Below are 25,217 nucleotides of genomic sequence, written 5' to 3'. Positions count from 1 at the left end.
AACTAGTTGATAATTTTCATGCGGCAGCCTTGTCGGGGCGCAAGGCGTTGAGCGCGAACTCGATCACGTGCCGGCGCCGCTGCAGCAGCGCGCCGCGCGCGTCGAGCGGCTTGCCGAAGATGGCCGACAGCGTGTGGTTGTTGGAGAAGAAGAAATACGAGATGCCGGCGATCGAGATGTAGAGGTTGATCGCGTCGAAGTCGGGCCGGAACACGCCCGCGGCCACGCCGCGCTCGAGCGTGGCCTCCAGCATCTCGATGAAGGGCGAGTGCATCTTCTGCAGCCGCTCCGACTCGCGCAGGTGCGCGCCGTGGTTGCGGTTCTCGTCGGCCAGCAGCGCGATGAACTCGGGGTGCTCGGCCAGGTAGTCGAACGAGAAGGCCACCAGCTGCTTCATGGCTTCGAGCGGCTCGAGCGCGTCGAGCGTGAGCTTCTGTTCCTTCTCGCGGATCTCGGCGTAGACCGATTCGAGTGCGACCAGGTACAGCCCCTGCTTGCTGTCGAAGTAGTGGTACACGAGCTGCTTGTTGACGCCGGCGTTGGCGGCGATCTCGTCGACGCGCGCGCCTGCGAAGCCCTTGGTGGCGAACTCGGCCACCGCGGCAGAGATGAGTGCCTGCTTGGCGGCGACGGGGTCGCGCTCGCGTTTCGTGGAAACGGTGCTGCGGGCGGTGCGGGTAGGGCTGGTGGCGGTCATGGTGTTTTGATTCTCCCGGCAGTGGCTACGCGGTCTGGATGATCTGGATTGCTTGTCAACCAAACAGTTGGTAATATAAATTTCAGGACCTGTTTTTACCTTCTTTTGGAGTGATCCGCATGAAAAAGCTGTTGTCGGCCGCCGGCGCCACCGCCCTGCTGATGGCCTCGGCCCCTGCCGCGTTCGCGGCCGATGCCATGAGCCTGATGCTCAACTGGACACCCACGGCCGATCATGCGCCGATCTATTTCGCGAAGGCCAAGGGCTGGTACACCGAGGCGGGCATCGACCTGAACATCGAGGCCGGCAAGGGCTCGGCCGTGTCGGCGCAGCGCGTGGGCACCGGCGGCAGCGAACTGGGCATTTCCGACCTGCCCACCACGATCCAGGCCAAGGGCAAGGGCGCCGACGTGAAGGCCGTGATGGTCATCTACGCCAACAGCCCGCAGGGCTTCTACTGGCTCAAGTCCTCGGGCATCAACGGGCCCAAGGACTTCGCGGGCCGCAAGATCGGCAACCCGCCCGGCGACGCCGCGCGCCTCATGTGGCCGGCCTTCGCCAAGAAGGTGGGGCTCGACCCGGTCAGCGTGACCTTCGTCAACGTGAGCCCGCAGGCCAAGGTGGCGGCGCTGAAGAGCAAGTCGGTCGACATCATCAGCGACTTCTACAACGAGCACGACCTGAAGGCGCGCGAGTTCGGCGCCGACCTGGGCTTTCAGCCGTGGCGCGACGCGGGCGTGAACGTGTACGGCAACTCGCTGATCGTGAACGGCCCGTACCTCGCGAAGAACCCGGGCCAGGTGAAGAAGTTCGTGGCCGTGACCCAGCGCGCCTACGACGCCTGCGTGAAGAGCTTCGAGCCCTGCCTGCAGGCGCTGCAGGCCAGCGTGAGCGGCCTCACGCCCGACAACCAGCGCGACCAGTGGAATCGCATCAAGCAGCTGATGCGCGACGACACCACCACCAAGGTGGCGCTCGGTGCCTTCGACGGTGCGCGCGTGAAGGCCGACTACGAACTCGTGTCTTCGCTGATCGGCATCGACAAGGCCTACGACCCCGCGACGCTCTTTACCAACGAGTTCCTCGACAAGGGCGTGCGCATGGCGCCCAACTGATGGGAAGACGCCGCTTCAGCGCGACTCGGAGGAGGGCGGCACCTTCGTGTTGCCCTTCTGCCGTTCGCGGAAGAGGGCGGCGCGCATCAGAAAGATGGTGGTGATCGGCGCCGTCAGCACGATGAACAGCACGATCAGCACCGCGTGCAGGAACAGGCTGAAGCCCTGCACCGAGAAGTAGGCGATGGTGGCCACCGTCAGGCACCAGGCGCCCACCGTGGCGCCCAGCGTGGGCGCATGGATGCGCCGGAAAAACGTGGGCATGCGCACCAGGCCGAAGGAGCCGATGGCCGCGAAGGCCGCGCCGAGCACCGCGAACACGGCGGTGATGATCTCGGCCCAAAGAGGAAGTGCCGTGGCGCTCATTCGATCACCTCCCCGCGCAGCAAGAACTTGGCGATCGAGGTCGATCCCACGAAGCCGAACAGCGCCACCAGCATCGCCGCCTCGAAGTACACGCTGCTCGCGTAGTTGATGCCCAGCACCAGCATCATCAGCATGCCGTTGATGTACAGGCAGTCGAGCGCCATCACGCGGTCCTGCGCGGACGGGCCGGCCAGCAGGCGAAAGAGCGCGCACAGCATCGCCACGGCCAGCAGGAAGAGCGCGGCCTTCAGGGCCCAGAAGAGAACAGGCGTCATGATTCGAAAATCTCCATCAGCGGACGTTCGTAGCGGGTCTTGATCAGGGCGATGAAGGCCGCCTCGTCCTCGAGGTCGAACACGTGGATCAGCAGCGTGGTGCGGTCGAACGACACCTCGCCCCAGGCCGTGCCGGGCGTGAGGCACATGATCATCGCGAGCACGGCGAGGCCGTTGGGGTCGCGCATGTCCAGCGGAATCTGCACGAAGCGCGCCGAGATGTCGGCGGTGCGGCGCGTGAGCAGCAGCCGCGCCACGTCGTACGCCGACTTCAGCATGTCGAAGGTGACGAGGAACGACAGCCGCAGCGCCACGCCGGGCCGGCGCATGCGCACGGTGGCGGGGCGCAGGCCCTTGGTGATCAGCGGCACGGCAATGGCGAGCAGCGCGGCCGACAGCAGCGTGGCCGCTTCGAGCGACTGGTTGAGCAGCAGCCAGATGACGAACAGCGCGAACGACAGCGGCGGGGACGGCATCAGGCGCTTCATGGCTTCGCCTCCGCTTTCGCGGGCACCGGGTTGGGCACCTGCTTGGCGCCGAGCACGGCGTTGCGGTACGCGGTGGGCGTGCGCAGGCCGCCGGCGGTGGCTTGCGCGTGCTGCATCACGGGCTCGGCCCAGACCGTCAGCGCCACGCAGGCTGCGAGCAGGGCGGCCACCGGCAGCACCTCGAGCGCGGGCAGCGAGGGCATGGTGGCGTGGGGCTGCGTCCAGAAATGGCGGATGCCGGTGCGGCTCAGCGCGATCAGCGAGAGAAAGCCCGAGACGATCAGCAGGCCCAGGAAGGTCCAGCCGGCCGAGGCCACTGCCCTGCCGTCGAGCAGGCCCGAGAGCATCGCGAACTTGCCGACAAAGCCCGACAGCGGCGGCAGGCCCGCCAGCAGCAGGGTACAGAGCATGAAGCTCAGGCCCAGGAAGGCCACGCCGGCCGGGATGGCGCGGCCGTAGAGCGCCTGGGCGTCGTCGTCGAGGTTCACGTCGTCGAGCGCGCGCAGGTCTTCGGCCAGGAAGGGTGCGTTGCCCGCCGCCTCGTGCGGCGCGACGCTCATGCCCGCGTTGCGCCAGCGCTCGATCATGTCGATCAGCAGGAAGAAGGCCGCCACCGCGAGCGTCGAGCTCAGCATGTAGTACAGCGCGCCCGCCCACACGGCGGGGTCGCCCAGCCCCACGGCGGCCAGCAGCGTGCCCGCCGACACCAGCACGCTGAAGCCCGCGAGGTTCGACAGCCGCTGCGTGCCGACGATGCCGATGGCGCCGACGAACAGCGTCGCCAGCCCCACGCCCACCAGTGCAGCCTGCCCGAAGGCGGCCGAGGCGCCGGTGTCGGGCGCGAACAGCACGGTCCACAGGCGCAGCACGGTGTACACGCCGAGCTTGGTCAGGAGCGCAAACACCGCGCCCACCGGCGACACGGCCGCGCTGTAGGCCGGCACCAGCCAGAAGTTGAGCGGCCACGCGCCCGCCTTGGCAAAGAACGCGGTGGCCAGGATGGCCGCGGCCGCGTGCACCAGGCCGCGGTCGCCCGGCGCCAGCTCGGCGATGCGCGCACCCAGGTCGGCCATGTTGAGCGTGCCGGTCACGCCGTACAGGATGGCCGCGCCGATCAGGAACAGCGACGAGGCCGCGAGGTTGATCGCGATGTAGTGCAGCCCGGCGCGCACGCGCAACCGGCCCGAGCCGTGCAGCAGCAGGCCGTACGAGGCGGCCAGCATCACCTCGAAGAACACGAACAGGTTGAACAGGTCGCCCGTGAGGAAGGCGCCGTTCAGGCCCATGAGCTGCAGCTGCAGCAGCGGATGAAAGTGCACGCCCGCGCGGTCCCAGCGCGAGGTGGAATAGATCGAGGCCGCGAAGGCCACCACGCCCGTGAGCGCGACCATCATGGTCGAGAGCCGGTCGGCCACCAGCGTGATGCCGAAGGGCGCGCGCCAGTTGCCCGGCAGGTACACGCCGATGGAGCCCGGGCCGCCACCGGTGTCGGCCGCGTTCACCCAGCGCAGCAGCGCCAGCGCGGCCAGCAGGCCGACCAGGCCCGAGACCACGCTGAGGAAGGACTTGGTGCGCCGGTGGTTCTCGTTCATCAGCAGCATCAGCGCCGCCGTGAGCATGGGCACGAGGATCGGCACTGCCACCAGGTGCGGCATGCTGAACTCGAGGAAGCGGTCGAGCAGGTGCAGGAGGTCGTTCATTCGACGGCCTCCCGCTCTTCACCGTCCACGTGGTCGGTGCCCGACAGGCCACGCGAGGCGAGCATCACGACGAGGAACAGCGCCGTCATCGCGAAGCCGATCACGATGGCCGTGAGCACCAGCGCCTGCGGCATCGGGTCGGCCGTGTTGGCCAGCGTGGCCTTGAAGCCTTCGACCAGCACCGGCTCGCTGTCGACCTTGAGCCGGCCCATGCTGAAGATGAACAGGTTGACCGCGTACGAGATGAGCGTGAGGCCCATGATGACCTGGAAGGTGCGCGGACGCAGCAGCAGGTACACGCCCGAGCCAGTGAGCACGCCGATGGCGATGGCCAGCACGATTTCCATCAGCGGGCCCCTCCGGTGGCGGCGGCAGCCTCTTCGGCTTCGGCGGCCGCGCGGGCCTGCGCTTCTTTCTCTTCTTGTTCGTCGGCCCAGCGGTGGCTTCGGATGGACTGGTGGGCCAGCGCGGTCAGGATCAGCATGGTGGCGCCGAGCACCAGCGCGAACACGCCGATGTCGAAGAAGAGGGCACTGGGCACGTGCATGTCGCCCAGCAGCGGCACGTGCACGTGCGCGGTGTGCGTGGTCAGGAACGGGTAGCCGAACACGATCGCGCCGCCGCCGGTGGCCAGCGCGAACAGCAGGCCGATGGCGATCCAGCGGCGCGGGTAGATGCGCAGGTGTTCTTCGACCCACTCGGTGCCCGAGACGATGAACTGCAGCACCAGCGCGACCGACATCACCAGCCCCGCGACGAAGCCGCCGCCGGGCGCGTTGTGGCCGCGCATGAAGAAGTACACCGACACCAGCACGGCCACCGGCAGCACGAGGCGCACCAGCACGGCCGGCACCATCAGGTAGCCGATGGCGGAGTCGGTGGCGCGGCGCGGGTTCAGCAGGTCGCTGCTGCCGTCGTCGACCTGCAGCCGTTGCTGAATGGGCAGCGCCATCGATTCGATCGCCGGGCGGAAGCGCCGCAGCAGCGCATACACGGTGAGCGCCACGATGCCCAGCACCGTGATCTCGCCGAAGGTGTCGAAGCCGCGGAAGTCGACCAGCATCACGTTGACCACGTTGGTGCCGCCGCCTTCGGTGAGCGCGCGCTCGAGGAAGAAGGGCGAGATGCTCTGCGGGAAGGTGCGCGTCATCATCGCCCAGGCCAGTGCCGCCATGCCGCAGCCGGCGATGGTGGCCACCAGCAGGTCGCGCCCGCGGCGGCCCCAGGGGCGCAGCCGCATGCGCGCGGGCTGCACCACGTCCTTGCTGCGCATCGGCAGCCAGCGCAGGCCCAGCAGGATGAGCACGGTGGTCACGGCCTCGACCACCAGCTGCGTCAGCGCCAGGTCGGGCGCCGAGAACCAGATGTAGGTGACGCACGAGACCAGCCCGGCGCCCGCGGCCAGCATCAGCGCCGCGAGCCGGTGGAACTTGGCCTGCCAAGCGGCGGCCACGGCGCAGGTGCAGCCGATGAGCCAGGTCATCGCGAACATCGGCGAGAAGGGCAGCAGCTCGCGCGTGCCACGGTCGGCCGGCGTGGCCCACAGCGACGCCGCGGCGCCGGCCACGGCCACCACCACCAGCCACAGCAGCTGCCACTGCAGGCGGCGCGTGCCGAAGAGGCGGCGGCTGCGCCGGCCGGTTTCGCTCAGCAGTGCGATCAGGTGTTCGAAGATGACCTGCCCGTCGAAGCGGTGCAGCAGCGGCGTGTGCTCCAGGCGCCCGCTGCCCAGCGGGCGACGCAGCAGCAGGTAGAGCACGGCGCCGCCTGCCAGTGCGACGAAGCTCATCATCAGCGGCAGGTTGAAGCCGTGCCACACGGCCAGGCTGTAGACGGGCAGCGTGCCGCCGACCACCGGCGTGGCCGCGGCCGCGAGCATCGGGCCGACCGACCAGGCCGGCGCCACGCCCACCACCAAGCACACCAGCACCAGCAGCTCGACCGGCACGCGCATCCAGTGCGGCGGCTCGTGCGGGGGCTTGGGCACGTCGGGGCCGCAGGGCGGGCCGAAGAACACGTCGAACACGAAGCGCGCCGAATACGCCACGCTGAAGATGCCCGCGAGCGTGGCGATGACCGGCAGGCTGAAGTCGATCCAGGGCGTGGCCTGGATGAAGACGGTCTCGGCGAAGAACATCTCCTTCGAGAGGAAACCGTTGAGCAGCGGCACGCCGGCCATCGAGGCGCTGGCGATGATGGCCAGCGTGCCCGTGATGGGCATGAGGCGCATCAGGCCGCTGAGCTTGCGGATGTCGCGCGTGCCGGTCTCGTGGTCGATGATGCCGGCCGCCATGAACAGCGAGGCCTTGAAGGTCGCGTGGTTCATGACGTGGAAGACGGCCGCCACCGCCGCCAGCGGGCTGTTCAGGCCCAGCAGCAGCGTGATGAGGCCCAGGTGCGAGATGGTCGAGTAGGCCAGCAGCGCCTTCAGGTCGCGCTGGAACATGGCCGCGAAGCCGCCCAGCAGCAGCGTGATCGCGCCCGCGCCACCGACCATCCAGAACCACTGCTCGGTGCCCGAGAGCACGGGCCACAGCCGCGCCATCAGGAACACGCCCAGCTTCACCATGGTGGCCGAGTGCAGGTAGGCCGACACCGGCGTGGGCGCGGCCATGGCGCGCGGCAGCCAGAAGTGGAACGGGAACTGCGCGCTCTTGGTGAACGCGCCGAGCAGGATCAGCACCAGCGCCACCGGGTACAGCGCGTGCGCGCGGATGATGTCGCCCGAGGCCAGCACGATGTCGAGCTCGTAGCTGCCGACGATGCGGCCCAGCACGAGCACGCCGGCCAAGAGGCACAGCCCGCCCGCGCCGGTGACGGTGAGCGCCATGCGCGCGCCGCGCCGCGCGTCGCGCCGGTGGTGCCAGTAGCCGATGAGCAGGAAGGAGAAGAGGCTGGTGAGCTCCCAGAACAGCACCATCTGGATCAGGTTGCCCGAGAGCACCACGCCCATCATCGCGCCCATGAACGCGAGGAAGAACGAGAAGAAGCGCGGCACCGGGTCGGAGGCCGACATGTAGTAGCGCGCATAGAGCACCACCAACGCGCCGATGCCCAGCACCAGCATGCAGAACAGCCACGCGAAGCCGTCGAGGCGGAACACGAGGTTCAGGCCGAGGGCGGGCAGCCACTCGATCTCCTGGCGCAGCACGTTGCCGTGCGCGATCTGCGGAAAGAGCCAGGCGACCTGGATCGCGCAGCCCAATGCGACGAGCCCTGCGAGGGTCGACTCCCGGTTGCGCGCGTTGGACGGCATCAACGCGGCCAGCACGCTGGCAAGAAAGGGGAGTGCGACGAGAAGGGCGAGGGGCATCGGGGGTCGATTCTATCGACCGACCCTCTGGAGAGCCCCTGTCTATAACCGCAGGAGCACGGGCAGTTTTTTCGCTGTCACGCAGCCAGCACGAGCTGCACGCTGCGGATGCCCAGCCAGGTCAGCACCAGCGAGCCGCACAGGTGCAGCAGGCCGGTGCCCAGCGCCAGCAGCGGCCGTCCGCCGAGCAGCAGTGCGACCACTTCGGCCGAGAAGCTCGAGAAGGTCGTGAGCCCGCCGAGGAAGCCGGTGATGAGCAGCAGCCGCCACACCGGGTCGAGCTGCGGCAGCGCCTGGAAGACGGCCACCGCCACGCCGACGAGGTAGCCGCCCACGAGGTTGGCGGCCAGCGTGCCGTAGGGCACGGGGCCGCCGGTGTTGAGCCACAGGCCCAGGCCCCAGCGGGCGAGGGCGCCGCACGAGGCGCCCACGCAGATCGCTAGAACCGGCAGTAGAGGCGGCATCCGTTCCCTTGTCGTCGTCGCACTGTCATTTCTCCTTGCCCATCACCAGGTCGGGCAGGATCGTGACGATACCCGGGAACAGCGTGATCAGCGCGATGCACAGCACGAGGCAGAAGAAGAACGGAATGGCCGCCCTGGCGATCACGTTGCTGTCCTTGCCTGTCATGTTCTGCAGCACGAACAGGTTGAAGCCCACCGGCGGCGTGACCTCGGCGATCTCGACCAGCAGCACCACGAAGATGCCGAACCAGACGAGGTCGAAGCCTGCCTTCTGGATCATCGGCAGCACCACCGCGCTGGTCAGCACGATCATCGAGATGCCGTCCAGCGCCGTGCCCAGCACCAGGTACACCACCACCAGCGCGCCGATCAGCGCATAGGGCGACAGGTGCATGCTGTCGACCCACTCGGCCAGCTCGCGCGGGATGCCGGTGAAGGCCATGGTCTTGGTCAGGAACGCAGCCCCGGCCAGGATGAACATGATCATGCAGCTGGTGCGCGTGGCGCCCATGATCCCGTCCTTGAAGTTCTGCCAGGTCAGGCTCTTGCCGTAGGCCGCGATGGCCAGCGAGCCCAGCACGCCGAAGGCCGCGCACTCGGTGGCCGTGGCCCAACCGGCCACCAGCACCCAGACGATGAACACGATCAGCAGCGCGCAGGGAATGAGGTTGCCCGACAGCCGGATCTTCTCCATGAAGGTGGTCGGCGGATCGGCCGGCGGCACCTGGTCGGGGTGGCGCAGGCTCCACCAGCCGATGTAGCCCGAGAACAGCAGCATCAGCAAAAAGCCCGGCAGGAAGCCCGCCAGGAAGATGCGGATGATCGAGGCGTCGGCCGCCACCGCGTACACCACCATGGTGATCGACGGCGGAATCAGGATGCCCAGCGTGCCGGCCGTGGCCAGCGAGCCGATGGCCAGCTTCTCGTTGTAGCCGCGGCGCTTGAGCTCGGGCAGCGCCACCTTGGCGATGGTCGCGCAGGTGGCGGCCGAGGAGCCCGAGACCGAGCCGAACACGCCGCAGCCGAGGATGGTGGTGTGCATGAGCCGACCGGGCACGCGGTTCAGCCACGGCCGCAGGCCTTCGAACATCTCCTCGCTGAGCTTGGTTCTGAAGAGGATCTCACCCATCCAGATGAACAGCGGCAGCGCCGCCAGCTCCCAGCTCGCGTTGCTCTCCCAGAAGGCCGAGAACAGGTTCTTGCCGGGCAGCGTGTTGGTGAAGAAGGCCTGGCCGACCCAGCCGACGATGGCCAGGGTCATGGCGATCCAGACGCCGCCGGCGAGCAGCAACAGCATGATGCCGAGCAGCAGCGCGCCCATCAGAAGGGTTTCGAGCATCGGTGTCTTTGTTGTTGTCGTTGTCGTTCAGACGTCGGAAGAGAAGTCGCCCGCCGCGTGGCGCTCCTCGACGGCGCGCTGGTAGCTGGGTTTTTCGCCGCGCACCACGCCGACGAGCTCGTCGACCATGGCGATCAAGAGCAGCCAGCAGCCGATCACGAAGCTCGATTGCGGAATCCAGATCGGGATCACGAGCAGGCCCGTGGCCATTTCCTTGAACTCGTAGCTCTCGTACGTGAAGCTGGTGGCCCAGTAGGTCAGGTAGGCCACCGACACGGCGGCGATCAGCAGGCAGGCCACGTCGAGCACGCGGCGCACCTTGGGCGGCACGGCATCGAGCAGCAGCGTGACGCGCACGAAGTCGCCGTGGCGAAAGGCGTGCGCCATCGCGAAGAAGGCCGCCGCCGCGCACAGCCAGGCCACCGCGTCGTTGAGCCCGCTCACGTGCCAGTTCATCTGGCGGCCTACGCCCGCCACGATCATCAGCACGAAGATCAGAAACACGCAGAATGCGCCGAGCGCGCCGGCACCGTTGTACAGGCGGTCGAGGAAGCGCCTCACGGCTTACTTCTTCTTGTAGGCGTCGACGATCGCCGCGCCGTCGGTACCGGCCGCCTTGAGCCAGTCGGCCTGCATGATGCCGCCGACCTGGCGCATGTCGGTGTCCAGCTTGGGCGAGGGCTTGTGGATCTTCATGCCGCGCTCGGCCAGGAGGCGCTTGTACTCGTCGTTCTTCTCCTGCGCGACCTTCCAGCCGCGTGCCTCGGCATCGGCTGCGGCCTTGGTCACGGCGGCCTTGCCGGCGGCGTCGAGTGCATCGAAGGCCTTGGCGTTCACGAGGATCGCGTTCTTCGGAATCCAGGCCTGCGTGTCGTAGAAGTTTTTGATGTGCTCGAAGGTCTTGGTGTCGTAGCCGGTGGAGCCCGAGCTCATGTAGCTCTCGATCACGCCGGTCGCCATGGCGGCGCTCAGTTCAGCCTGCTGGATCTGCACGGGCTGCGCGCCGATGAGCTCGGCGATCTTGGCCGTGGCCGGGCTGTAGGCGCGCCACTTGATGCCGCGCAGGTCGGCCACCGAGCCGATCTCCTTCTTGGTGTAGATGCCCTGCGGCGCCCAGGGCACCACGAACAGCACCTTGATGCCTTGGGCGGCCAGCAGCTTGTCCATCGCGGGCTTGGAGGCGTCGTAGAGCTTGCGGGCCTCGGGATAGGTCGTCGCCAGGAAGGGCACGCCGTCCAGTGCGTAGATCGGGTTCTCGTTGGCGTAGTTGGCCAGCAGGATCTCACCGGCCTGGGCCTGGCCGCTTTGCACGGCGCGCTTGATCTCGGGCGCCTTGAACAGCGACGCGTTGGCGTGCACCGTGATCTTCAGCTTGCCGCCGGTGGCCGCGTCCACGTCCTTCGCGAACTGCGTGATGTTCTCGGTGTGGTAGTTGGTCGCGGGGTAGGCGGTGGGCAGGTCCCACTTGGTTTGCGCGAAGGCGGCGGCGCCAAGGGTGAGGCCCGCCAGGGCAATGCCGAACTTGTGATTCATGGACGCGCTCCGGAATGTAGTCAAAGCTGAATGAAAGAAAAGCATACGTGCAAATTCCGGGCCATTCGCTGAGGCATTTCCCTGCCATGTGGTGTCGATGCGGCACCCGGCGCGGGCATGAAAAAACCGCCTCGGGGGCGGTTTCTTCGGTTCAGGTTGGCGTCACTGCTTGGCGGGTTTCGCCTCGGCCACCTTGCCGGCCTTGCTTGCCTTGGCCGGGGCCGCCGCGCCGTTGAAGCTCTGGCCGTTGACCGTCAGGCCCTCGGCCGACAGCTTGGCCGCGCTCTTTTCCTTCACGCCCTTCACGCGCTGCATGAGGTCGGGCCAGTCCTTGAACTCGCCTTCCTTGCGCGCGTCGAGGATGCGCTTGGACAGCGACGGGCCGACGCCCTTGAGGCCGTCGAGGTCGGCGGCGCTGCCCTTGTTGGCGTCGACGGCAGCGAACGAGACGGCCGCGAAGCACATGGCGAGCGTGGCGATGACTTTCTTGAACATGGTGAAAACTCCCTCTTCAATCGTTGGTATGGCTATGCCGACAGGAATATCGGCTTCGGCTCAACGAGAGGGCGCGCGCGGCAGTTGACGTGAAAACGGGGCCAGAGGCCCCGTGTGACGATTGTTCTGAACCGTGGTCAGAGTTCTTCCACGCGCCGCGGTGGATAGCTGTCCCAGGCCTGGCAGCCGGGGCAGTGCCAGAAGTACTGGTGCGCCTCGAAGCCGCAGGCCGCGCAGCGGTAGCGCATGAGCGGACGGGTCGCCTGGTCGAGCGCGCGTTGCACCTGCGGGTGGAACTGCTCGTGCTCGAAGCGCTCGCCGGCGAGCCAGCGCGACGCCGCGACCAGCGAGGGCTGGTGTGCGAGGTGGGCGATGTAGCTGTCGCGCGGCGTAGGGGCGGGTGCTTCTTCGGCGGGCGCGTCCGATGCCGTGCGGGCCGGCGTGCCGCCGAGCGCGATCAGCGCCTCGAGCACGTCGATCGACGGCGACTCGGCATAGCGCCGCTGCAGCAACGCCAGCGCCTCGCCTTCGCGCTGCGCGGCCACGGCGGCTTTCTGCAGCGATGCGGCATACAGCGGCAGCGCCAGCGGTGCCGTGTCGCTGAGCCCTTCGAGCGTGTCGAAGGCCGCGGCGGCTTCGCCGTTGCGCAGCTGCAGGGTGGCGGTGTCGATGGCCGGGCGCGGTGCCTGCGGCGCCAGGGCGCGGGCCTGCGTGAGCAGGTCGCCGGCGCCCTGCAGGTCACCGGCCGCGACGCGTTCGTTGGCCTGCTCGCACAGGTGGTGGGCGCGGCGCGTGCTGTAGCTGGCCTGGTCGGACTCGTCGAGCTTTTGTGCCACGTCGGCGGCCTGCGCCCATTCGCGCGAGCGTTCGTAGATGGCCAACAGCGCGAGGCGGGCCTCGTTCTCGTAGCGCGTACCTTCGAGCTTCTGCAGCGCCGCTTCGGCGCGGTCGAGCAGGCCGGCGCGCAGGAAGTCTTGCGCCAGCGCATGCTGGGCGCGCTCGCGGTCGGCACGGCTCAGGTCGCCGCGGCCCAGCAGGTGCTCGTGCACGCGCACCGCGCGCTGGTACTCGCCGCGGCGGCGGAACAGGTTGCCGAGCGCGAAGTGCAGCTCCTGCGTATCGGGGTCGTTCTGCACGGCCTCGATGAAGGCGTCGATGGCCTGGTCCTGCTGCTCGTTGAGCAGGAAGTTCAGGCCGCGAAAGTAGGCCTTGGGCGCCTGCCGGTTCTCGAGCTTGAGCTGGCGGATGTCGAAGCGCGATGCGAGCCAGCCCAGCACGAAGGCGACGGGCAGGCCGATCAGCAGCCAGCTGGGATCAAAGTCCATGTTGACGTACGGCGGGAAGGTCGGTGGCGGAGATGGACGGCGTTGCCGCGGAGGCGGTCGCAGTGGCCAGCGGTGCGGGCGAGGGGGCTTCGGTGGTCGCAGGCACTTGCGCCGCGGCGGAGCGGTGTTTCCACCAGCCGGGCAGCATGCCCAGCGCGCCGACCACGAGCCCGCCGGCAAAGGCCGCGAGCACGACGAGCACCAGCGGCGCGCGCCAGTGGGTTCCGAAGAAGAAGTAGACGGTCGCGTCGTGCTGGTTGTTCAGCGCGAAGGCGAAGAGCGTAAAAAAAATGGCTGCCTTGAGCAGCCACAGGAGGTACTTCATAGCTGTTCCCGTTGCCGGGAGCATTCTACGTTTGCATTCATTTGCATCAGGCCTTGCGGCCGGCGGCTTCCTTGCCTGCATCGAGCTCGGCGGTCTTCGCGTCGACGGCCTCGCGCAGTGCCTTGCCCGGCTTGAAGTGCGGCACGCGCTTCTCGGGAATCTGCACGCTCTCGCCCGAACGCGGGTTGCGGCCGATGCGCGGCGGACGGCGGTTGACCGAGAAGCTGCCGAAGCCACGGATCTCGATGCGATGGCCGCGCACCAGCGCGTCGCTCATGGCGTCCAGGATGGTCTTGACGGCGTATTCGGCATCGCGGTGCGTGAGCTGCGCGAAACGGGCTGCGAGTTCTTCGACGAGGTCTGAGCGGGTCATAGGCCAAACATAAACGAAAAACGTGGACGAAAAAAAAGACAGAGCGGCCCCGGGGGCCTGCCTCTGTCTTCGGACTCAGCTTACTTGTTGTCGCTGTTGTCGAGCTTGGCGCGCAGCAGGGCGCCCAGGCTGGTCGTGCCCGCGTTTTCGCGTGCCGACTGCTGGCTCAGGCTGGCCATGGCGCCTTGTTCGTCGACCATGTCCTTCTGCTTGATCGACAGCTGGATGTTGCGGGTCTTGCGATCCACATTCACCACGATGGCCGTGACCTCGTCGCCTTCCTTGAGCACGTTGCGGGCATCTTCGACGCGGTCGCGCGAGATTTCCGAAGCACGCAGGTAGCCGATGATGTCTTCGCCGAGGTCGATTTCAGCGCCACGGGCGTCCACGGTCTTGACCTTGCCGGTCACGATCTGGCCCTTGTCGTTCACGGTGGTGAACGTGGTGAACGGATCGCTGTCGAGCTGCTTGATGCCCAGCGAGATGCGTTCGCGGTCGACGTCGACAGCCAGCACGATCGCTTCGACTTCCTGGCCCTTCTTGTAGTTGCGAACGGCGGTTTCGCCGGTTTCGTTCCACGAGAGGTCCGAGAGGTGAACCAGGCCGTCGATGCCGGCAGCCAGACCCACGAACACGCCGAAGTCGGTGATCGACTTGATCGGGCCCTTGACGCGGTCGCCGCGCTTCGTGTTCTGAGCGAACTCTTGCCACGGGTTGGCCTTGCACTGCTTCATGCCCAGGCTGATGCGGCGCTTGTCTTCGTCGATTTCCAGGACCATGACTTCGACTTCGTCGCCCAGCGAGACGATCTTGTTCGGAGCGATGTTCTTGTTGGTCCAGTCCATTTCGGAGACGTGCACCAGGCCTTCGATGCCGGGTTCGAGTTCGACGAACGCGCCGTAGTCGGCAATGTTCGTGACCTTGCCGAACAGGCGGGTCGATTGCGGGTAGCGGCGCGAAACGCCCATCCACGGGTCGTCACCCATTTGCTTGAGACCCAGCGAGACACGGTTCTTTTCGGTGTCGAACTTGAGGATCTTGGCGGTGATTTCCTGGCCGGCCTGAACGACTTCGCTCGGGTGGCGAACACGGCGCCATGCCATGTCGGTGATGTGCAGCAGGCCGTCGATGCCGCCGAGGTCCACGAACGCACCGTATTCGGTGATGTTCTTGACCACGCCGCGCACGACTGCGCCTTCCTTCAGGGTTTCCATCAGCTTGGCGCGTTCTTCGCCCATGCTGGCTTCGACCACGGCACGGCGCGACAGCACGACGTTGTTGCGCTTGCGATCGAGCTTGATGACCTTGAATTCGAGGGTCTTGTTTTCGTACGGGGTCAGGTCCTTGATCGGACGCGTGTCGATCAGCGAGCCCGGCAGGAATGCGCGGATGCCGTTGACCAGGACGGTGAGACCGCCCTTGACCTTGCCGCTGGTGGTGCCGGTGACGAAGTCGCCCGATTCCAGGGCCTTCTCGAGGGCGAGCCACGAAGCCAGACGCTTGGCGGTGTCGCGCGAGAGGATGGTGTCGCCGTAGCCGTTTTCAACGCTGCCGATGGCAACGGAAACGAAATCGCCGGCCTGGACTTCGAGTTCGCCCTTGTCGTTCTTGAACTCTTCGATCGGCACATACGCTTCGGACTTCAGACCGGCGTTGACGACGACGTGGTTGTGTTCGACACGCACGACTTCGGCGGTGATGACCTCGCCGCTGCGCATTTCGGAACGCTTCAGGGACTCTTCGAATAGGTCGGCAAAAGATTCAGACATTTATGGTTCCTTCCGTCAGGCAGGGTTGGCAGGCGCTCTTGCGAAATTGCGTGCGGCTGCTGGAGGTCTGTAGACGGCGGTTAGGTTGTGGGCGTGAGCCCGGTTGGTTGAACAACCAGCAGGCCGGTGCGCTGTCGCGCGGAAGGAGCCTGCTGGAGCGGTAGGCGCCACCCGGAACACCCGGGAGACGCAAGCCTTTCAAGCGGACTTGAAAGGCTGCACTTCAATCCGCTCAAGCGGACTTGAACGGTTGAATTTCTTGCCACCAGTTCAACACCGTGTCGATCGAGCGTTCGATGGACAGCTGGGAGTTGTCGAGGTGGCGAGCGTCCTGCGCCGGCTTCAGAGGTGCAACGCTGCGGGAAGAGTCCCGGGCGTCACGTGCTTCCAAGTCGGAGCGAAGACTGTCGAGTGTAGTCGAAATACCCTTTGAAATCAACTGCTTATGCCGCCGTTCGGCGCGCTGGGCGGCACCCGCCGTGAGGAACACCTTGAGCGCTGCGTCGGGGAAGATCACGGTGCCCATGTCGCGCCCGTCGGCCACCAGGCCGGGCAGGCGGCGAAAGCGGTGCTGCAGGTCCTGCAGCGCCTCGCGCACGGCCGGCAGCGCGGAGACGCGCGAGGCGTCCATGCCGGCGGCTTCGGTGCGGATGTCGTCGCTCACGTCTTCGCCGGCCAGCAGCACCTTGCCCTCGGTGAACTGCAGGGGCAGGGCGGCGGCGAGGGCGGCGATCTGCGCTTCGTTCGCGGCGTTGGCCTCCAGGCCGGCGCGGCGGGCGGCAAGCCCGGTCACGCGGTAGAGCGAGCCCGAATCGAGGTAGTGGTAGCCCAGCAGGCGCCCCACCTCGGCGGCCAACGTGCCCTTGCCCGAGGCGGTCGGGCCGTCGATGCAGATCACGGGCACATCGGCGGCCTCGGCCACAGAGAACAGGGTTTCGAAGTAGTCGGGGAAGGTCTTGGCGACGCAGTGCGGCTCGAGGATGCGCACCGGCACGCCGGCCGGGTTGAAGGCCGCGAGCGAGAAGCACATGGCGACCCGGTGGTCGTCGTAGGTGCGGATGCTGGCGGGCCGCCAGCCGGCGGCGGGCAGGGGGTGGACGCGGATGAAGTCGGGGCCGGCCTCAACCGTCGCGCCGAGCTTTTGCAGCTCGTTCGCCATGGCGTCGATGCGGTCGGTTTCCTTCACGCGCCAGCTTGCGATGTTGCGCAGCGTGGTGGGGCCGTCGGCGTACAGCGCCATGACGGCCAGCGTCATGGCGGCGTCGGGGATGTGGTTCGCGTCGAGGTCGATGGCCTTCAGGGGCCAGGCGCCGCGGCGGATTTCGAGCCAGTTCGGGCCGCTGTCGACCCGTGCGCCCATCTGTTGGGCGGCGTCGATGAAGCGGATGTCGCCCTGGATCGAGGCTGCACCGACGCCTTCGATGCGGATGCCGTTTTGCCCCGAAACGCCCGTCGCAATAGCACCGAGTGCTATGAAATAGCTAGCAGAAGAGGCGTCCGCCTCGACGTGGATCTCGCCCGGCGAGCTGTAGCGGCTGCCGGCGGGGATGGTGAAGCGCTCCCAGCCGTCGCGCTGCACCGTGATGCCGAAGCGCGCCAGCAGGTTCAGCGTGATCTCGATGTAGGGCTTGGAGATCAGCTCGCCGACCACCTCGATCACGATGTCGTCGGCCGCCGCCAGTGGCAGCGCCAGCAGCAGGGCGGTCAGGAACTGGCTGGACACGTCGCCGCGCACGCGGATCGGTGCGCCGAGCGCCAGTTCGTCATGGGACACCGGGTGGATGCGCAGCGGCGGGTAGCCGGGGTTGCCGAGGTAGTCGATGCGGCAGCCGAGTTGCGTGAGGGCGTCGACCAGGTCGCCGATCGGGCGCTCGTGCATGCGCGGCACGCCGCTGAGTTCGAATTCGCCGCCGAGCAGCGACAGCGCCGCCGTCAGCGGACGCATGGCCGTGCCGGCGTTGCCCAGGAACAGCGGCAGCAGCGTCGCACCCAGCGAAGGCGGCAGCTGGCCGCCCAGGCCCGTGATGCGTAGCGAGGCGCCAGCCGGCTCGATGCCGCAGCCCAGCGCGCGCAGGGCGTCGAGCATCACGCGCGTGTCGTCGGAATCGAGCAGGTCGTGGATCGTGGTGGTGCCGCTGGCGAGCGCAGCCAGCAGCAGCACGCGGTTGGAGATGCTCTTGGAGCCCGGCAGCCGGACCGTGCCGGCGGCGCCCGCGAGGGGGGGGAGGTCGAGGAAGGCGGTCGAGAACATGTCAGCTGTCCTGCTGGGCCAGAGCGTCGGTGCTCGAATTCGGCCGCCAGGCGGCGCGCGCCTTGCTGGCAGCGGCGATGGATTGCTCCAGCCCCTGCAGGTCGCCGGCGGTCATCAGCGCCTCGAGGTCTTCCAGCGCCTTGCGGAAGGCCTGCGACTGCTGCAGCACCTGCTCGCGGTTGGCGAGCAGCACGTCGCGCCACATGACAGGGTCGCTGGCGGCGATGCGCGAGAAGTCGCGAAAGCCCGGCCCCGCCAGGCTCAGGAAGCGGTCGCCCTGCGGCTGGCCGGTGAGTGCGTTGGTGTAAGCAAAGGCCAGCAGGTGCGGCAGGTGGCTCACGGCGGCGAAGGCGGCGTCGTGCTCTTCGTGCGTCATGGTGACGACGTTGGCGCCGATGCCGCTCCACACCTGCGAGGCGCGCTGCACGTTGGAGCGCAGCGTGGTCTTGACGGGGGTCAGCACGACCTGGCGGCCGGTGAAGAGCGAGGCTTCGGCATGCTCGATGCCGGAGACTTCCTTGCCGGCGATCGGATGGGCCGGCACGAAGTTCGCGAACTGCTTTTGCAGGCCGTTGCGCGCGGCCTCGATCACGTCGCCCTTGGTCGAGCCGACGTCCATCACCAGCGTGTCGGCCGAGATGCCGTGGCGGATCGCCTTGAAGGTGGCTTCCGAGGCGGCCACCGGCACGGCCAGCAGCACGATGTCGGCACCCGACACCGCCAGCAGCGCCGAGGGCGCCGCCACGTCGATCACGCCGAGCTGGCGCGCCCGCTCGGTGGTGGAGGGCGACTTGCTGTAGCCCACCACGCGTTTCACCAGCTTCGCGCGCTTGAGCGCGAGCGCAAAGGAGCCGCCCATGAGGCCGCAGCCGATCAATCCCAGTTGCTCGAACATCGCGTCGGTCCGTTCGGCTCAGGCTTTGATCGGGTAGGCGCCGAGCACCTTGTAGAAGGCGCAGAGGCCGCGCAGTTCGGCCAGCGCCGCGGCCACGTTGGGCTGCGAAGGGTGGCCGTCGAGGTCGATGTAGAAGTAGTACTCCCACTGGCCGGTGCGTGCGGGGCGCGACTCGAAGCGCGTCATCGAGACGTTGTTGGCCTTGAGAGGCACCAGCAGGTCGTGCACCGCGCCGGGGCGGTTGGGCACCGAGACGATCAGGCTCGTGCAGTCCTTGCCCGAGGCCGGCGGCATGGCCAGCGTCTGCGGCAGGCAGATCACCGAGAAGCGGGTGCGGTTGTACGAATCGTCCTGGATGGCGTGCGCCACGATGTGCAGGCCGAAGCGGGTGGCGGCGCGTTCGCCGGCCAATGCGGCCCAGGCCGGGTTGGTGGCCGCGAGGCGCGCGCCCTCGGCGTTGCTCGACACGGCGCGCCGCTCGGCGTTGGGCAGGTGCTTGGACAGCCAGGTCTGGCACTGCGCCAGTGCCTGCGGGTGGGCCAGCACGGCCTCGACGCCTTCGAGCGAATTGCTGCTGCGCATCAGGTGGTGGCGCACCAGCAGGCTGACTTCGCCGACGACATGGGTGGGCGAGTGCAGGAACAGGTCGAGCGAGCGCGTGACCACGCCTTCGGTGGAGTTCTCGACGCCGACCACGCCGTACTGGGCGCTGCCCGCGGCGGTGGCGTGGAACACCTCGTCGAAGCTGGCGCAGTAGATCAGGTCGGCGGCGCCGCCGAAGTACTCGATGGCGGCCTGTTCGCAGAAGGTGCCCTCGGGGCCGAGCACGGCCACGCGCTGGGGCGACTCGAGGGCCAGGCAGGCCGACATGATCTCGCGCCAGATGGCTGCGACATGGAGGTCCTTGAGCGGACCGCCATTGCTTTTCTGCATCTTGTCGATGACCGCGGCGACGCGGTCGGGGCGGAAGAAGGGCGTGCCTTCGCGCTTCTTGACCTCGCCGACCAGCTCGGCCACATGGGCGCGCTCATTGAGCAGGCTCAGCAGCCGTTGGTCGAGGGAGTCGATCTGCACGCGCAGACCGGCCAGGCTTTCGGAATTGTCGGGGGTGGTGGGTGGTGTGGGGGCAGAGGCGGTCATCGGTGCGAGCAACAGGGCATGCGCCTACGCATGCGATCGCTCGAATTCTCTCATGTAGGCCACCAAGGCCTGCACCCCTGCCAACGGCATGGCGTTGTAGATGCTCGCGCGCATGCCACCGACCGACTTGTGGCCCTTGAGTTGCAGCAGCCCGGCTTCGCGCGCGCCGGCCAGGAAGGCCTCGTTGCGCCCTTCGTCGGCCAGGAAGAACGGCACGTTCATGCGCGAACGGCAGTTGGCGTCGATGCGGTTGGCGTAGAAGTCGGAGCCGTCGATGAAGTCGTACAGCAGCTTCGCCTTCTCGACATTGCGCTGCTCCATGGCGGCGATGCCGGTGAGCGCGCCCTCGGTCTGCTGCAGCAGCCACTGGAACGTGAGCCCCGCCATGTAGATGCCCCAGGTCGGCGGGGTGTTGTACATGGAGTGGTTGTCGGCCACGGTCTTGTAGTTAAACGCGCTCGGGCAGATCTCGAGCGCGTGGCCCAGCAGGTCGTCGCGCACGACCACGATGGTCAGGCCGGCGGGGCCGAGGTTCTTCTGGGCGCCGCCGAAGGCCAGGCCGACGCGGGTCCAGTCGACGCTGCGCGAAGCCACGTGGGAAGAAAAATCGATGACCAGCGGCGCCTTGCTGCCGAGCGCGGCCAGGTCGGGTAGTTGCTGGAACTCGATGCCGTTGATGGTCTCGTTGCTGCACACGTGCACGTACGAGGCATCGGCGGACAGCTGCCAGCTGGCGGGATCGGGCAGCTGTGTGTGCTGGTTGTCGGCGTTGCTGGCCGCCACGCGGGCGGTGCAATAGCGCTGCGCTTCCTTGTGCGACTTGGCGCTCCAGCTGCCGGTGACGACGAAGTCGGCAACGCCGCCGCGCGACAGGTTCAGCGGCACGATGGCGTTTTCGCCAAGGCCGCCACCCTGCATGAACAGGATGTGAAAGTGCGAGGGGATGGCCAGCAGCGTGCGGATGTCGGCTTCGGCCTGGGTGCAGATGGCCCCGAATTCCTTGCCGCGATGGCTCATCTCCATCACGCTCATGCCGCTGCCCTGCCAATCGAGCATCTCGGAAGCGGCGCGTTGCAGCACCGCCTCCGGCATGGCAGCCGGACCGGCCGAAAAGTTGTAGGGGCGCTTGCCGGCCGGCGTCTGCTGCTGGGTCACGTTGCTTTACTTCTTGGCGGGAGCCTTGGCGGCGGGCGCCTTGGCGGGAGCTGCTGCACCGTCGGTCGGAGCACCGAGGGCCTTGGCGACGTTGGTGTCGAGTGCGCGCATCTTGGGTTCGATGGTGGCGCGGGTTTCGGTCACCAGCTTTTCCGTCAGGGCGGTCTGCATCTTCGGGTTCAGTTCCTGGTACTTCTTGCTCAGGGGCGAGTTGATCCAGGCCAGCAGCTGCTTGAGTTCGTCTTCGCTGAAGTTCTGCTCGAGGATGGGCGTGAGGGCGCCAGGGGCGATCTGCACGGCCTTGTCGCGCACCAGCGGGTAGGCGTCGTCGAAGTACTTCTTCAGCTCGGCGTCGGCGGCCTTGGCGGCGGATTCGCGCTTGGCTTCGGGCACCTGGGTCTGCAGGTACTGCGAACCGGCTTGCGCGATGGGGGCGCTCGACTGCTCGATCAGGCCGCGTGCCAGCGACTCGATGCCGGGGCGCTGGATCTCGATGAACTGCTTGATCAGCGTGGCCTTGTCCTGGGCCATGGCGGCCATGGACGAGCCGGCGAGGGCAGCGGTCAGGAGTGCGAGCTTGAGTTGTTTTTTCACTGAGGATTCTCCGTTGAAGATGTGGAAGTGTCGTCTGCGTCCGGCTCACCTTCGCCGTTCGCGTCGTTTTCGACGATGCGTTGAAGCCCGCTGAGTTTGGCGCCTTCGTCGAGCCCGATCAGCGTGACGCCTTGCGTCGCCCGACCCAGTTCGCGAATCTCGGCCACACGGGTGCGCACGAGCACACCCTTGTCGGTGATGAGCATGATCTCATCGTCCGCATGAACGAGCGTGGCGGCAACGACCTTGCCGTTGCGCTCACTCTGTTGAATCGCGATCATGCCTTTGGTTCCGCGACCATGACGCGTGTATTCGGTAATGCTTGTGCGTTTTCCGTAACCATTTTCGGTGGCGGTGAGCACGCTCTGCTGCTCGTCCTCGGCCACCAACATGGCGATCACGCCCTGGCCGGGCTCCAGCGACATGCCGCGCACGCCGCGGGCGTTGCGGCCCAGCGGGCGGACGTCTTCCTCGTCGAAGCGCACGGCCTTGCCGTTGTCGCTGAAGAGCATCACGTCGTGCTTGCCGTCGGTCAGCGCCGCGCCGATGAGGTAGTCGCCTTCATCGAGGTTCACGGCAATGATGCCGCCCTTGCGCGGGTTGCTGAATTCGTCGAGCGCCGTCTTCTTGACCGTGCCCATCGAGGTCGCCATGAACACGTACTGGTCGGCCGGGAAGTTGCGCTTCTCGCCGGTGAGGGCGAGCGCGACGTTGATCTTCTCGCCTTCCTGCAGCGGGAACATGTTGACGATGGGGCGTCCGCGCGAACCGCGCGAACCCGCCGGCACTTCCCACACCTTGAGCCAGTACAGCCGGCCGCGGTTGGAGAAGCACAGGATGTAGTCGTGCGTGTTGGCGATGAAGAGCTGATCGATCCAGTCGTCGTCCTTGGTGGACGTGGCCTGCTTGCCACGCCCGCCGCGCTTTTGCGCGCGGTACTCGCCCAGTGGCTGGCTCTTGATGTAGCCGCTGTGCGAGAGCGTGACCACCATGTCGGTCGGCGTGATCAGGTCTTCGGTCGAGAGGTCGTAGGCACTGTGCTCGACCAGACTGCGGCGGGCGCCGATCTTCGACTGGCCGAACTCCTGCTTGATCTCGCCGAGTTCGTCGCCAATGATGATCGAGACGCGCTCGGGCTTGGCCAGGATGTCGAGCAGGTCGTCGATCTCGGCCATGACGTCCTTGTACTCGGCAACGATCTTGTCCTGCTCCAGGCCGGTCAGGCGCTGCAGGCGCATCTGCAGGATTTCCTGCGCTTGCGTTTCCGACAGGCGGTACAGGCCGTCGCCGCCCATGCCGTACTCGCGCTCGAGGCCTTCGGGGCGGTAGTCGTCGGCGTTGATCACGCCGCCGTCGGCGCGCGAACGCGTGAGCATTTCGCGCACCAGCTTGCTGTCCCAGCTGCGGGTCATGAGCTCGGCCTTGGCGACCGGCGGGGTGGGCGACTCGCGGATGATGCGGATGAACTCGTCGATGTTGGCCAGCGCCACCGCCAGGCCTTCGAGCACGTGGCCGCGTTCGCGGGCCTTGCGCAGCGTGAAGACGGTGCGGCGCGTGACCACTTCGCGGCGGTGCTGCAGGAAGACCTCGATCAGGTCCTTCAGGTTGCACAGCTTGGGCTGGCCGTCGACCAGCGCCACCATGTTGATGCCGAAGGTGTCCTGCAGCTGGGTCTGCTTGTAGAGGTTGTTGAGCACCACCTCGGGCACTTCGCCGCGCTTGAGCTCGATCACCAGGCGCATGCCCGACTTGTCGGATTCGTCCTGGATGTGGCTGATGCCTTCGATCTTCTTCTCGTGCACCAGCTCGGCCATGCGCTCCTGCAGCGTCTTCTTGTTGACCTGGTAGGGGAGCTCGTCGACGATGATCGCCTGGCGCTGGCCACGGTCGATGTCCTCGAAGTGGCACTTGGCGCGCATCACGACCTTGCCGCGGCCGGTGCGGTAGCCGTCCTTCACGCCGTTGATGCCGTAGATGATGCCGGCGGTGGGGAAGTCGGGCGCCGGCACGATTTCCATCAGCTCGTCGATGCTCGCCTGCGGATTGCGCAGCAGATACAGGCAGGCATCCACCACTTCATTCAGGTTGTGCGGCGGGATATTGGTGGCCATGCCGACCGCAATACCGCCGGAGCCATTGACCAGCAAATTCGGCAGCTGGCTGGGCAAAACTTTCGGTTCTTTTTCGGAGCCGTCGTAATTGTCCTGAAAGTCGACAGTTTCCTTGTCGATATCGGCCAGCATTTCGTGCGCAATTTTGGCCAGCCGGATTTCCGTATAACGCATTGCGGCGGCGTTGTCGCCGTCGACCGACCCGAAGTTGCCCTGGCCGTCGACCAGCATGTGGCGCATCGAGAAGTCCTGGGCCAGCCGGACGATGGTGTCGTAGACCGACTGGTCGCCGTGCGGGTGGTACTTACCGATCACGTCACCGACGATACGGGCCGACTTCTTGTAGGGCCGGTTCCAGTCGTTGTTGAGCTCGTGCATCGCGTACAGCACGCGCCGGTGCACCGGCTTGAGGCCGTCGCGGGCGTCGGGAAGCGCCCGGCCGACGATCACGCTCATGGCGTAATCGAGGTAGCTGCTGCGCATTTCCTCTTCGAGACTGATGGGCAGGGTTTCTTTGGCGAAGGAGGTCATGAGCAAGAGGCTGGCGGCAGGAAGGCGAAATTTTACGCTGTGAGGGGTGTCGCACCGCCGCAACACAAGGGCTCTATTCCGCCTCCGTCCTACGCTTCAGGGGCGTCCAGCGGCCTGTTTGCCAAAGACCCTATGGCACAATCGTCTCAACGTTTTGGGTGGTGGTCACTTAAAGCGTCCTTGATTCGCAGCGCGGCTGCGGCTTTTTCCCCAAGAGGAGAACCATGAAGAAACTGAATAAAGTGGCGATGATGTTTGCAGTCGCTGCGCTCGCCACTGCCGCCGGCGCGCAGACCCGTGTCACCGCTGCGAACGGCGGTCCTACGATCGACAACTGGCAAAACGGCACCGGCGAACTGGTCTGGAAGAACGGCACGAACGAACTGTGCTGGCGCGATGCCAACTGGACGCCCGCAACGGCTGCCGCCGGTTGCGACGGCGCTCTGGTTCCGGCTGCTCCGGCTGCTGTGGCTCCCACGCCTGGCGCTCCGGTCGCTCCGCCTGCCGCACAAGTCGCTGCTTCGAAGGTCACCTTCGCTGCTGACGCCTTCTTCGACTTCGACAAGTCGGTGCTGAAGCCCGAAGGTCGCGCCAAGCTTACCGACCTGGTCGAGAAGATCCGTGGCGTGAACCTCGAAGTCATCATCGCTGTGGGTCACACCGACTCCATCGGTACCGACGCCTACAACCAGCGTCTGTCGGTGCGTCGCGCCGAAGCCGTCAAGGCCTTCCTGGTCTCGAAGGGCATCGAACGCAACCGCGTCTACACCGAAGGCAAGGGCGAGAAGCAGCCTGTGGCTGACAACCGCACCAAGGAAGGCCGCGCCAAGAACCGTCGCGTGGAAATCGAAGTGGTTGGCACCCGCGCCAACTGATCGATCGATTCCGTCGACGAATGAAAACCCCGCCTCGGCGGGGTTTTTTTATGCCTGCCGTATTTGCGGCCGTGCCCGATGCAGGCCC

Annotated in this window: 24 protein-coding genes; 2 read left to right on the top strand and 22 right to left on the bottom strand. The window is 66.8% G+C overall.

Translation table 11 applies throughout. The features are described 5' to 3' along the window. Window positions 1-16: 16 nt before the first annotated feature. Window positions 17-697, bottom strand: a complete 681-nt coding sequence (locus AC07Y4_RS00825) for a TetR family transcriptional regulator (RefSeq protein WP_487850194.1) — start codon at window positions 695-697, stop codon at window positions 17-19. Between the two features lie 119 nt (window positions 698-816). Here AC07Y4_RS00825 and AC07Y4_RS00820 point away from each other — a divergent pair, with 119 nt between their 5' ends. Then, window positions 817-1,812 carry an ABC transporter substrate-binding protein gene (locus AC07Y4_RS00820; protein ID WP_487850195.1) on the top strand — a complete coding sequence of 332 codons (996 nt, stop codon included), beginning with the start codon at window positions 817-819 and terminating at the stop codon, window positions 1,810-1,812. Window positions 1,813-1,827: 15 nt separating this feature from the next. Here the strand turns inward: AC07Y4_RS00820 and mnhG are convergent, their stop codons facing one another. From mnhG to gyrA, 21 genes are all read right to left on the bottom strand, one after another. Beyond that, window positions 1,828-2,178 carry a monovalent cation/H(+) antiporter subunit G gene (mnhG, locus tag AC07Y4_RS00815; protein WP_062468694.1) on the bottom strand — a complete coding sequence of 117 codons (351 nt, stop codon included), beginning with the start codon at window positions 2,176-2,178 and terminating at the stop codon, window positions 1,828-1,830. Further along, entirely contained in the window at window positions 2,175-2,453 is a 279-nt protein-coding gene (locus AC07Y4_RS00810; RefSeq protein WP_062468691.1) for a K+/H+ antiporter subunit F, read from the bottom strand. Before AC07Y4_RS00810 ends, mnhG begins: the two co-directional genes overlap by 4 nt. Next, complete coding sequence (locus AC07Y4_RS00805; protein WP_062468688.1) at window positions 2,450-2,941, bottom strand: Na+/H+ antiporter subunit E; 492 nt, start codon at window positions 2,939-2,941, stop codon at window positions 2,450-2,452. Before AC07Y4_RS00805 ends, AC07Y4_RS00810 begins: the two co-directional genes overlap by 4 nt. Then, window positions 2,938-4,641, bottom strand: a complete 1,704-nt coding sequence (locus AC07Y4_RS00800) for a monovalent cation/H+ antiporter subunit D (RefSeq protein WP_095744335.1) — start codon at window positions 4,639-4,641, stop codon at window positions 2,938-2,940. Before AC07Y4_RS00800 ends, AC07Y4_RS00805 begins: the two co-directional genes overlap by 4 nt. Continuing rightward, the gene (locus AC07Y4_RS00795) at window positions 4,638-4,988 is read right to left on the bottom strand and encodes a Na+/H+ antiporter subunit C (RefSeq protein ID WP_056582686.1); all 351 of its coding nucleotides are present in this window, start codon (window positions 4,986-4,988) and stop codon (window positions 4,638-4,640) included. Before AC07Y4_RS00795 ends, AC07Y4_RS00800 begins: the two co-directional genes overlap by 4 nt. Next, window positions 4,988-7,954, bottom strand: coding sequence for a monovalent cation/H+ antiporter subunit A (locus AC07Y4_RS00790; protein ID WP_487850196.1), 2,967 nt, complete (start codon window positions 7,952-7,954; stop codon window positions 4,988-4,990). The genes AC07Y4_RS00795 and AC07Y4_RS00790 overlap by 1 nt, the downstream gene beginning before the upstream one ends. 77 nt (window positions 7,955-8,031) lie before the next feature. Beyond that, a complete protein-coding gene (gene crcB / locus AC07Y4_RS00785) occupies window positions 8,032-8,418 on the bottom strand; it encodes a fluoride efflux transporter CrcB (protein ID WP_070063999.1) in 387 nt (128 codons plus the stop codon). Between the two features lie 25 nt (window positions 8,419-8,443). After that, entirely contained in the window at window positions 8,444-9,757 is a 1,314-nt protein-coding gene (locus tag AC07Y4_RS00780; protein ID WP_175497132.1) for a TRAP transporter large permease, read from the bottom strand. Window positions 9,758-9,784: 27 nt separating this feature from the next. After that, a complete protein-coding gene (locus tag AC07Y4_RS00775; RefSeq protein ID WP_095744336.1) occupies window positions 9,785-10,318 on the bottom strand; it encodes a TRAP transporter small permease in 534 nt (177 codons plus the stop codon). A gap of 3 nt (window positions 10,319-10,321) precedes the next feature. Continuing rightward, window positions 10,322-11,290 carry a TRAP transporter substrate-binding protein gene (locus tag AC07Y4_RS00770; protein ID WP_487850197.1) on the bottom strand — a complete coding sequence of 323 codons (969 nt, stop codon included), beginning with the start codon at window positions 11,288-11,290 and terminating at the stop codon, window positions 10,322-10,324. Window positions 11,291-11,452: 162 nt separating this feature from the next. Further along, window positions 11,453-11,785 carry a ComEA family DNA-binding protein gene (locus tag AC07Y4_RS00765; protein WP_159277835.1) on the bottom strand — a complete coding sequence of 111 codons (333 nt, stop codon included), beginning with the start codon at window positions 11,783-11,785 and terminating at the stop codon, window positions 11,453-11,455. A gap of 137 nt (window positions 11,786-11,922) precedes the next feature. Then, window positions 11,923-13,110 (bottom strand): lipopolysaccharide assembly protein LapB, encoded by a 1,188-nt coding sequence (gene lapB / locus AC07Y4_RS00760; RefSeq protein ID WP_447742346.1) that lies wholly within the window; start codon window positions 13,108-13,110, stop codon window positions 11,923-11,925. After that, complete coding sequence (locus AC07Y4_RS00755; RefSeq protein WP_487850198.1) at window positions 13,100-13,435, bottom strand: LapA family protein; 336 nt, start codon at window positions 13,433-13,435, stop codon at window positions 13,100-13,102. The genes lapB and AC07Y4_RS00755 overlap by 11 nt, the downstream gene beginning before the upstream one ends. Window positions 13,436-13,481: 46 nt before the next feature. Then, complete coding sequence (locus tag AC07Y4_RS00750) at window positions 13,482-13,808, bottom strand: integration host factor subunit beta (protein ID WP_056582668.1); 327 nt, start codon at window positions 13,806-13,808, stop codon at window positions 13,482-13,484. An 80-nt stretch (window positions 13,809-13,888) separates the two neighbouring features. Next, window positions 13,889-15,577: a 30S ribosomal protein S1 gene (gene rpsA / locus AC07Y4_RS00745; RefSeq protein ID WP_062468664.1), complete on the bottom strand. Its 1,689-nt coding sequence runs from the start codon at window positions 15,575-15,577 to the stop codon at window positions 13,889-13,891. Window positions 15,578-15,809: 232 nt separating this feature from the next. Then, window positions 15,810-17,828: a bifunctional 3-phosphoshikimate 1-carboxyvinyltransferase/cytidylate kinase gene (locus tag AC07Y4_RS00740; protein WP_487850199.1), complete on the bottom strand. Its 2,019-nt coding sequence runs from the start codon at window positions 17,826-17,828 to the stop codon at window positions 15,810-15,812. Window position 17,829: 1 nt separating this feature from the next. Beyond that, window positions 17,830-18,723, bottom strand: coding sequence for a prephenate dehydrogenase (locus AC07Y4_RS00735; protein WP_095946882.1), 894 nt, complete (start codon window positions 18,721-18,723; stop codon window positions 17,830-17,832). Window positions 18,724-18,741: 18 nt separating this feature from the next. Next, the gene (gene pheA, locus AC07Y4_RS00730; protein ID WP_062468655.1) at window positions 18,742-19,863 is read right to left on the bottom strand and encodes a prephenate dehydratase; all 1,122 of its coding nucleotides are present in this window, start codon (window positions 19,861-19,863) and stop codon (window positions 18,742-18,744) included. Window positions 19,864-19,887: 24 nt separating this feature from the next. Then, entirely contained in the window at window positions 19,888-21,018 is a 1,131-nt protein-coding gene (gene serC / locus AC07Y4_RS00725; protein ID WP_487850200.1) for a 3-phosphoserine/phosphohydroxythreonine transaminase, read from the bottom strand. Between the two features lie 6 nt (window positions 21,019-21,024). Continuing rightward, window positions 21,025-21,612 carry a DUF2059 domain-containing protein gene (locus tag AC07Y4_RS00720; protein WP_235926701.1) on the bottom strand — a complete coding sequence of 196 codons (588 nt, stop codon included), beginning with the start codon at window positions 21,610-21,612 and terminating at the stop codon, window positions 21,025-21,027. Continuing rightward, a complete protein-coding gene (gene gyrA / locus AC07Y4_RS00715; protein WP_062468652.1) occupies window positions 21,609-24,254 on the bottom strand; it encodes a DNA gyrase subunit A in 2,646 nt (881 codons plus the stop codon). Before gyrA ends, AC07Y4_RS00720 begins: the two co-directional genes overlap by 4 nt. A gap of 224 nt (window positions 24,255-24,478) precedes the next feature. Here gyrA and ompA point away from each other — a divergent pair, with 224 nt between their 5' ends. Continuing rightward, window positions 24,479-25,129 (top strand): outer membrane protein OmpA, encoded by a 651-nt coding sequence (gene ompA / locus AC07Y4_RS00710; RefSeq protein WP_062468651.1) that lies wholly within the window; start codon window positions 24,479-24,481, stop codon window positions 25,127-25,129. Window positions 25,130-25,217 lie beyond the last annotated feature (88 nt).

The sequence above is a fragment of the Variovorax sp. GW460-12-1-14-LB1 genome, from assembly GCF_059423605.1.
The sequence above is the reverse complement of the archived record's forward strand: the minus strand, read 5'-3'. Positions and strand labels throughout refer to the sequence as shown.